The sequence below is a fragment of the Shewanella sp. genome, assembly GCF_013214165.1.
Classification (GTDB): Bacteria; Pseudomonadota; Gammaproteobacteria; order Enterobacterales; family Shewanellaceae; genus Shewanella.
Genome location: NZ_JABSSM010000115.1, coordinates 1 through 8,522 on the forward strand (window position 1 = coordinate 1; position 8,522 = coordinate 8,522).

Annotated in this window: 8 protein-coding genes, 1 pseudogene and 1 riboswitch; of the genes and pseudogenes, 4 read left to right on the forward strand and 5 right to left on the reverse strand. The window is 46.2% G+C overall.

All coding sequences use genetic code 11. The annotated features are described in order from the left end of the window. Positions 1-458 precede the first annotated feature (458 nt). Positions 459-1,385 carry a metal-dependent hydrolase gene (locus HRU42_RS19465; RefSeq protein WP_295033571.1) on the reverse strand — a complete coding sequence of 309 codons (927 nt, stop codon included), beginning with the start codon at positions 1,383-1,385 and terminating at the stop codon, positions 459-461. A gap of 180 nt (positions 1,386-1,565) precedes the next feature. Beyond that, positions 1,566-2,003, reverse strand: coding sequence for a DUF3069 domain-containing protein (locus HRU42_RS19470; RefSeq protein WP_295033573.1), 438 nt, complete (start codon positions 2,001-2,003; stop codon positions 1,566-1,568). 335 nt (positions 2,004-2,338) lie between these two features. On the opposite strand from HRU42_RS19470, the gene HRU42_RS19475 reads away from it, so the two are divergent. From HRU42_RS19475 to queG, 4 genes are all read left to right on the forward strand, one after another. Further along, positions 2,339-4,174: a GGDEF domain-containing protein gene (locus tag HRU42_RS19475; protein ID WP_295033575.1), complete on the forward strand. Its 1,836-nt coding sequence runs from the start codon at positions 2,339-2,341 to the stop codon at positions 4,172-4,174. A gap of 124 nt (positions 4,175-4,298) precedes the next feature. After that, positions 4,299-4,398, forward strand: a riboswitch (purine riboswitch). A 26-nt stretch (positions 4,399-4,424) separates the two neighbouring features. Further along, a complete protein-coding gene (gene add / locus HRU42_RS19480; RefSeq protein ID WP_295033577.1) occupies positions 4,425-5,420 on the forward strand; it encodes an adenosine deaminase in 996 nt (331 codons plus the stop codon). 159 nt (positions 5,421-5,579) lie between these two features. Then, a complete protein-coding gene (locus tag HRU42_RS19485; RefSeq protein WP_295033578.1) occupies positions 5,580-5,744 on the forward strand; it encodes a hypothetical protein in 165 nt (54 codons plus the stop codon). A gap of 151 nt (positions 5,745-5,895) precedes the next feature. Continuing rightward, positions 5,896-7,176 carry a tRNA epoxyqueuosine(34) reductase QueG gene (gene queG, locus HRU42_RS19490; protein WP_295033582.1) on the forward strand — a complete coding sequence of 427 codons (1,281 nt, stop codon included), beginning with the start codon at positions 5,896-5,898 and terminating at the stop codon, positions 7,174-7,176. On the opposite strand, the gene HRU42_RS19495 is transcribed toward queG, so the two are convergent. The 3 genes and pseudogenes from HRU42_RS19495 to HRU42_RS19505 all read right to left on the reverse strand — a co-directional run. Beyond that, entirely contained in the window at positions 7,173-7,379 is a 207-nt protein-coding gene (locus tag HRU42_RS19495) for a dodecin (RefSeq protein WP_144045238.1), read from the reverse strand. The genes queG and HRU42_RS19495 overlap by 4 nt on opposite strands. A gap of 292 nt (positions 7,380-7,671) precedes the next feature. Further along, positions 7,672-8,238, reverse strand: a complete 567-nt coding sequence (locus HRU42_RS19500; RefSeq protein ID WP_295033580.1) for a protein disulfide oxidoreductase — start codon at positions 8,236-8,238, stop codon at positions 7,672-7,674. Positions 8,239-8,325: 87 nt separating this feature from the next. After that, a pseudogene (locus tag HRU42_RS19505) lies at positions 8,326-8,522 on the reverse strand (copper-binding protein); the annotation flags it as partial.

The following is an 8,522-nucleotide window of genomic DNA, read 5'->3' on the forward strand; positions in this document are numbered from 1 at the left end:
ATATTGGTATGCAAAATACTGCCAAGTACCGAACCAGCCCAATGAACCCACAACAGATACTTGAAACTTGTTATCCGACAAGTAAACTCATCTCGGTCCAGAAACGAGTTACTAGCAAGTACCACTAAAATCGAAGAAGCAACTTTCTCGAAACAAGAACAGGTGCAAATACGGCTGCGAGCTTCGGCAGCATGGCGAGGTTTCACAGCGTGTAACTATCCGAGCGAGAGATAGGGATATTGAACTGGCATTTTAACAAGCACGTTATTGGAATTGTAGAGCCCACAGGGCTTGTTACCTACAATGATTGAGTCTAATTTTCAGCTAACATCTCGATATTGACAGTACGTCACAAAATGCCGTCAACCACCCTCTATCCGTTAGCTCAAAATCGATTAGATTAACCAAGTGTAAGTAAACACTCACACTCACTTATAAGCATGTAAGAAATAGGTCGGTCACAGTCGGAATGGCGATATTTCCTTCCATCCATCCGTATCCTTTTCTGCCAAGGCAAACTTAAATCGATAACCCCTAGTCCCCTTTTTGAGTCTTAGATCGGTCGCAACTAAACGCCCGTCAATCTCCTCTAAACGCATAAAACCATTTGTAAACCAGTCTAAAGACGCTAAAGCGGGCGTTGGCACCTCTATGGCAGCGTAACCTAAATCTTGTTTTGGCGACATCTCCAGTGAATTAGTCAGTGCATTCAACTTAACATCATAAAAAACACCGTCATCAATCACAATGGCGGTCCACCAGTTCAGGCTAGGATAAAGCGGAGCAATAAATATTTTGTTCGCAGGTATCTCTTTACTTTTTAATGCTAATTTAACTCTATCGAGCATCTGAGTTTGAACAAATACACTCAGTAATAAATAGCCACTACTGAGCATTAAAGCAATGTGATTACCCCGCCTTGCTTTACGCTCATTTTTCCCCCGCCACAAATAAATACAGCTCACTAATAAAGGGATCGTATACAGGGGATCGATAACAAAAATTGAGGCGATAGAAATGGGATGCCAGGCTAACGGCCAAAACAACTGCGTGCCGTAGCTGGTAAACACATCAAGTAATGGATGTGTAATTAAGGTTAAGCAGCAAAACCAAAATAGCCTGTGATTGGAAATAATATCCGTTTTAAATTTAAGCTTAAGGACAGCAAAACAGATAAACGCAAAAGGAAATAATACCAATAAGGAATGTGAGAAGCTGCGATGTTTAGTAAAGCTTGCTAAGGCATCTGCGGCGGGCATAAAGACATCTAGATCAGGGATAGTACCAAAAATCCCCCCCAAGACAATCGCACTGCGTCCGAGCTGTTTATGCGCAATAGCCGCACCGACAGCGCCACCTAATACGACTTGTGTTACAGAATCCATATACCTGCCTTCAATGTAAATAAGTTTGTGTTTTGTGATTTGTGATTATGCTAGTAGCTAAGCAGTCGTTCATTCACATCTGCCCCATAGGGCCTGCGATATTTCATATCACTCAGGCTTTTCCTGTCTCTTGGCGTAAGCGCAGCGTTCCGTCCCCCTAAGCGCAGTGCTTACAGACGATCACTTTCCGTCGATAACAGCCATGATGCTGTTAAACAGGGCCCTATCGGTACGCGATTTTTTCAGCTTCTTCGAACAATCCTTGAGAGAATCATCTGAGATACGGGTGAAGATGCCGTTGTACTCTTTCTCGTCTATGGCCTCGTCACTCTCGGCCATCTCGGAGATGTCTTGCGCCACTCGACTCAAGTGTACCCAGGCATTAGCAATATAAAAGCCATGAAAGTCTGCCTGTGGCAACTGAGCCCTGGCGCTGTTAGGTAGCGCTTGCCAGCCCTTAATGAACTTCTCGTCAGTGTCTTCGAGTAACTCGTTACATAGGTTTGTATAGGCTTCCAACAGATTATCAGGAAGCTTATCCATGGGAAGAACGACACTAGATACATTCAATGACACCTGCTCAACGCGGGCCTTATACTCTGGAGTGATCTCAATCATGGTTTTGCTCTATAATTTTTCAATAAAAAATGGCTGCCTTTATACCTGTCCCCCGGAATAAAAGCAAAATAACCAGTAAATAGACAAATAGCATCTTCATTTTTCAACATCAAAAACACAATATCTTATGTCAATTTTTTGCATAAAATATGTATGATGAAAGTTGGATTTAGGCTAATATTTGTGTACGTCAACATCATGAGCCAAGCAAGAGTATGCATCAGACCATAATGGTTTATCGGCTTTTACGACATCAAATCATATCCAAGCTTGCGTTTATATGCCCGGCCCTAGTTTGTCGCACGCTCAAAACTAGGGGGGTAGGCAAGCTAATTTTGCCTTGGCTATGGCTCATATTACTCTCACCTCTTGTCTCGGCCGATGAGCCAAAGAATCTGAATGCCACCTTCGAAGAGCTGGAAAGTGGTGTAACCTTATCCAATGAAGATCTGCAGGCTAAGATTGAGTATCTAAAAGCCAACATCACCTTAGCCGACTTAGATAACTATCTCAGATTACAGCCAGTGCTATGTTGGATCACAGATGCGTACGACAGCGATAAGAGAGCCAAGGGAATAGAGTTTGCCCAGAAACAACTGAATGCTGAAATCATCAAGCAATCTCCTGAGACTCATGCCGATTTAACACTGTGCCAAGCCTGGCTCTATCAAATCGGGGGGAGAGTCGAACTTGCCTTAACAAAATACAATCAAGTCATAGCTCAAGTCTATCAACTCGAGTCTCCCAGGCTCATCGCCGATGCCCGAAGTCTACGGGGTGCTCTCTATTCGTTTCAGGGGAATTATGCCCAAGCCCTGGAAGATTTATTCAGTGCTCAACAGCTCTACGACAAGCTGAACCTTACATTCTGGAGTCGATATAATTTAGCCGAAATAGCCACTAGCTATCGTCGATTTGGTGATCCTCAGACGGCTTATAAATATTATGCAAAGCTCGAAGCCAAGTTTATCGAAACCGGCAATCTCGAGTCCGCCAATGGCATGGTGACAGAAATGGCCATCGCCCTAGAAGAATTAGGCGAAAATGAAGCGGCATTGGAAAAATACCTGCAAAGTTACCGATACTGGCAGCAGACAGAAAATGAATTAGCCCAACAATTTGTCGGCATAAATTTAGCGGGTACTCTCATCAAGTTGGGCCACTTAGACGAGGCTCAAAAATATCTTGATGACGCACAGAAGCATGTTCAGCCCACACATGAAGCCTTCTATAGTTTTATGATGCTATTTCGCGCCCAAATACTGGTTTTACAGCACCAGTTTACAGCAGCAATCCCCTTTATCGAAGAAGCAAAATCAGCCTTCGAGCGAGTGAAAAATGCTCGTGGTCTCACCCAACTCTATAAGCTGGAGAGCCAGATATTCGCCGAGCTTTCCCAATGGGAGCATGCATACCGTTCACTGCAGCACTTTGATCGCCTGCACAATGAATTGGATATCAAGCTACAAACCCATAGAACCACAGAGATGCAGACTCGCTTCAATACGAAGCAAGTTGAAACTGAAAACCTCTTGCTGCTAGAGACACAAAAAATAAGGGAGCATGAGTTACTGATTTTACAACAGAATCGTTATTTGCAATTTACCGTCATCTTTCTCGCCGTAATAGTCATCATAATCATCTCTTTCCATGCCTATAAACAGGCGCAGAAATCTAAGCTATTAAGTGTCTTAGCCCTGACAGATCACTTGACTCAACTGGCGAACCGCAGGCACACCTACGCGGTCGGTGAACAAGCTTTCTCAGAGGATCATGATGTGATGGCCTTAATATTATTCGATGCCGATCACTTCAAGAAGATCAATGACAACTTCGGCCACGATATAGGTGATAAATCACTGATTTTATTAGCCAGAACTTCCAGCGGTCTGATGCGAAAATCCGATCTGGTAGGTCGCGTCGGCGGCGAAGAATTCTTAGTCATATTGCCTCATACCAACTTAGAACAAGCCAAAGAGGTTGCCGAGCGCTTAGTGGACTCGATAGCCATGACCGATTTGAGTGATATCGCTCAGGAGTTAACCATGACCATCAGCGCTGGAGTCGCCGCCAGGGAGCAAGATAAAAGCTTCTCCGAACTACTACAAAGAGCCGATAAAGGGCTATATTTGGCTAAATCTAGTGGAAGAAACTGTGTCAAAGCAGGATGAATACCAGTGTTCAATGAATCGCAATCAAGGCATCAAAATAAATCCACGCCATCAGACAGCGAGATCAAGCCAGAGTAAATTAGCGAGTGCAAAAGCCAAGCGTTGCAGTCATTTATTGGTAATGCTATAGTCCGAAAAATCGCTTCGTATAATCCCAATGATATGGTTTGGGAGTTTCTACCAAGAGCCTTAAATTCTTGATTATGAAGTCTGTAACTTTATGCACTATATCCAATAAAGGTAGAGACTCATGAATTATTCAAGCTTACCCAAGATAGATCTACATTGTCACTTAGATGGCAGCGTTCGCCCACAAACGATTATCGATCTGGCTAACGAACAGAACATCTCCATTCCCAGCCAAGACATCAACCAAATCACTTCATTAATGATCGCTCCCGAGACATGCCAAAATCTCGAAGAATACCTGATGCGTTTCGACCTGCCGCTGTCTGTAATGCAGACCCAAGCAGGTATCGAGCGTATCTCATTTGAGATTTTCGAGGATGCGGCTAAGGAAAACGTCAAGTATTTTGAGGTCAGATTCGGCCCACAACTGCATCAGTTACAAGGTTTAAGCTTCGATCAGATCATAGGCTCAGTCGTCAAAGGCATGCAGCGCGCCGAGGCAATGTACGATATCAAGGGCAACTATATTCTCTCTATCTTGAGAACTTTCCCCAAGGATAACATCAGAGATGTTATCGATGCGGGCGCTCCCTACCTGAACAAGGGCGTGGTTGCCTTCGATCTCGCTGGCGCCGAACTAGCTGGATTTTGCAGTGAGTTTATCCCCTATGTGGAGTACGCCATCGAGAGAGGCTACCGCATCACCATACATGCCGGAGAGCAAGGCGTGGGTCAAAATGTATTCGACGCCATCTCTATGCTAAAAGCCGAGCGTGTGGGTCATGGGATCCATATTAGCGGTCATCAGGGCGCCTATGACTTAGTGAAACAACACAATATCGGCCTGGAGACTTGCCCGAGCAGTAATATTCAAACTAAAGCTGTGGGCAAGCTGAGTGAGCATCCGCTGAAAGCCTTCTATGAAGATGCTCTACCCATCACAATCAACACAGATAACCGCACCGTCTCGAATACCACTATGACTGACGAGGTACGTAAGGTGATGCAAGAATTCAACCTGAGCCGTGAAGATTACTTCAACATCTATAAGATCAGCGTCGAGCAAGCGTTCGCCTCAGATGAAGTGAAGCAACACCTGATGAGCTTCGCCGACTAGGCTAGACAATCCCTCAGGCCTCGAAGAACCGAGGCCAAGAGCACACTCAGCCTGCAATAACACGTTTAGATGAATATAAACTGGCAGTCATGGCCTACCAAAGATGCAGAGCGATGCAAGTGAGTGTGAGGCTTGCTCAACCAAGACTAAAACGAATGAGTGTTTGAATCGCCAGTAAGGTTAATATCACTTCAAGGCCTGCATAAATTTCTGGTTGTCGATGTTCCCTCTCAGCTTAGCGCCTATCAAGAGCCTAACGAAGCCCCTAAGAAGACCGAGAGTATTTGCGGCAAGCAGTCGGCAAAAATGAAGCCCACCGCCTAAGCCACATATGCCGGCAACGGTGGAAGTAAAGCTGGTCAACAGGAAAAGGGTCAATGATCCAGGTATAACCAGATGAGAGTTCATCAAATCAGCAGCCAAGGTAGCGGATTACTGTTATCATATTGAGGTATTTCATTGTATGTATATCCCTATGTCTGACACGGCTCTACCTCTAGTCAATTCCCATGCCTTCTCGCCAGCAGAACTAAGAGAACTCACAGTTAAAATCAAGCAGTGGGGCAATGAGCTGGGCTTTGCTCAAATAGGCATATGTGACACAGACTTAACCAGCGAAGAGCTCAAATTACAGCAGTGGCTGGACAAGGGCTATCATGGTGATATGGCGTATATGCAAGCCCATGGCATGATGCGCGCCCGTCCACATGAGCTACACCCAGGCACCATCAGGGTCATCTCGGCCAGGATGAACTACCTGCCGCCGGAAGCTGGTTTTGCGACTAATCTTAGCGACCCCAACCTTGCCTACATCTCCCGTTATGCCGGCGGGCGTGACTATCACAAGTTGATCCGCAATCGTCTCAAGAAGCTAGGCCAGATGATTCAGGCCGAGCTCGATATCATGAACGCCGGCAAGACTAACTTCCGCCCTTTTGTGGACTCGGCGCCGATACTCGAGAGACCCTTGGCCGAGAAGGCAGGCCTTGGCTGGACGGGTAAACACAGTCTATTGCTCAATGAAGACGTGGGCAGTTGGTTCTTTCTCGGTGAGCTATTGATCGACCTGCCCCTGCCCGTAGACATCCCCGTCACCGAGGCTTGTAATACCTGTGTCGCCTGCATCAAGTCATGTCCAACCAATGCCATAGTCGAGCCATATATCGTCGACAGCAGGCGTTGCATTTCTTATCTGACCATAGAGCTGCAAGGGGCTATTCCCGAGGAGTTTCGCCCTCTCATAGGCAATCGTATTTACGGCTGTGATGACTGCCAGCTAGTGTGCCCAGTCAACAGCAAGGCACCGCTCACTCTCGAGAGCGATTTTTACACCCGCGATCCACTCAAACAACCTGAGTTACTTACCCTCTTTGGCTGGACTGAGGCCGAGTTTCTCAAGATCACCGAAGGCAGCCCCATTCGGCGGATCGGACATAAGCGCTGGCTAAGAAACATCGCCGTTGCCCTGGGAAATGCCCCGGCTGCAGAAAAAAATATCCAAGGACTCCAGCAGAGAAAAACCTCGGCAGAGGTCGATGAGATGGTCATAGAACATATCGATTGGGCACTCACTCAGCAAAGAAACAAACTAGCGGCACAAATATCGGCAGCACAAGGCTTGGACATAACAGCCTTGAGCCAGAAAACAGCCTTGAGCCCAAAAATAGCCTTGAACCAGAAAGCAGCCTCATCCCTCAGTCGCAAGACACAGAGAGTGATCCGCAGCATCGAGAAAGGCCTGCCAAGAGATGCTTAAGGCTCTATCGTAAACCCGACCTTGATGGTTACCTGCCAGTGAGCGATCAGGCCCGCCTCCAGATGTCCCCGAGTCTCAATCACCTCAAACCACCTGAGATGCTTCAAGGTCTGGCCCGCAGAAGTGACGGCATTTTTGATCGCTTCATCCGAACTGATAGGCGAAGATCCCACTAATTCAATAACTTTATAGGTATGGCTCATGGCTAGCTCCCGGTGATCCAGTGATTGCGCGAGTACGGGTAATAGAGCAAGAGCAAACAAAACTCTGTCCAATTCAGTATAGGAGAGCTATCACAAGCTAGCTTCTTACCCCTGCACAATAACGGTGAAAACGGAGAAACCAATCAAGGAAGACATAACAAGCCCTCCGGTGCTCCCTTTACCCTTCCATCTCATCAGCAATATCGAATCAGTTTTAGTGGTAATAATTAACCAAAAAAAAGTCGATATCTCATCGATATCGACCCTTATTAATTGAAGTAAAATAATGCCACTATGAAAAAAGCATGCGCCACCACATCCCGGGTAGGCTAGTGAAGCCTGTGGTGTAGTGTTTCAGCTCGCCATCTTTAAACACCATCAAGGTCGGCGTCAGCTGCACCGACCAATCACGGGCAATGTCATTATTACTGTCGTTGATAGTCTCAAACTCATAGCCCTTATGCTTAAGATATTTAACCATCTTGTCGTCGGATCCCGAGTTCATCGCCACAGTGACTACAGGGTACATGCTGGCCATGGTATCCACAGCTGGGCTAACGAAGTTGCACACCGGACACCAGGTTCCCCAGAAGTACACCAATACCGCCTGATCTTGGCTCAGGCTAACAATATCGATATCTGTCCCAGCTAAGGTCATGCCTTTGATATCTGGCAGGTTATCCCTTGGGATATCCTTGCCACGCCAGATATCCATCACACCTGTGATCACTATGGCGAACAACGTAAATAGGGCTATTTGCTTAAGCCAGCCGAAGACCCTTCTCAAAGGAGTCAGCGCCACGGTTTCACCCTTATTGTTATTCTTGCTCTTGTCCATGCCCTTATCTGGGTCACTCATTAGGCCTTGTCCTCAATCATTTATTCATGCAGCTCTTTAAGTGTGTCATCGGACTTAACGTATTCAAAACACTCGTTACTCAAAATATTACTGTTTAATGGCCTGCTCAACCGAAGCTGTTGGAGCTGTCGATGCACGCTCAATCGCGGCTAACACCCCTTGTGTAGATAAGATCACGGGTAGCTGGATACCAGCCGGTGCTCCAGGGCCGTAGACCACATTAAATGGTACCCCGAAACGATTGTGGCTCTGCAAGTAGTTAGTCACATACTCAGATTGCTTAG

Coding starts and splice junctions, on each gene's coding strand:
- queG (WP_295033582.1), top strand. CDS start 5,896: ATGTCTGACACGGCTCTACCTCTAGTCAATTCCCATGCCTTCTCGCCA.
- add (WP_295033577.1), top strand. CDS start 4,425: ATGAATTATTCAAGCTTACCCAAGATAGATCTACATTGTCACTTAGAT.
- HRU42_RS19500 (WP_295033580.1), bottom strand. CDS start 8,238: ATGAGTGACCCAGATAAGGGCATGGACAAGAGCAAGAATAACAATAAG.
- HRU42_RS19495 (WP_144045238.1), bottom strand. CDS start 7,379: ATGAGCCATACCTATAAAGTTATTGAATTAGTGGGATCTTCGCCTATC.
- HRU42_RS19465 (WP_295033571.1), bottom strand. CDS start 1,385: ATGGATTCTGTAACACAAGTCGTATTAGGTGGCGCTGTCGGTGCGGCT.
- HRU42_RS19470 (WP_295033573.1), bottom strand. CDS start 2,003: ATGATTGAGATCACTCCAGAGTATAAGGCCCGCGTTGAGCAGGTGTCA.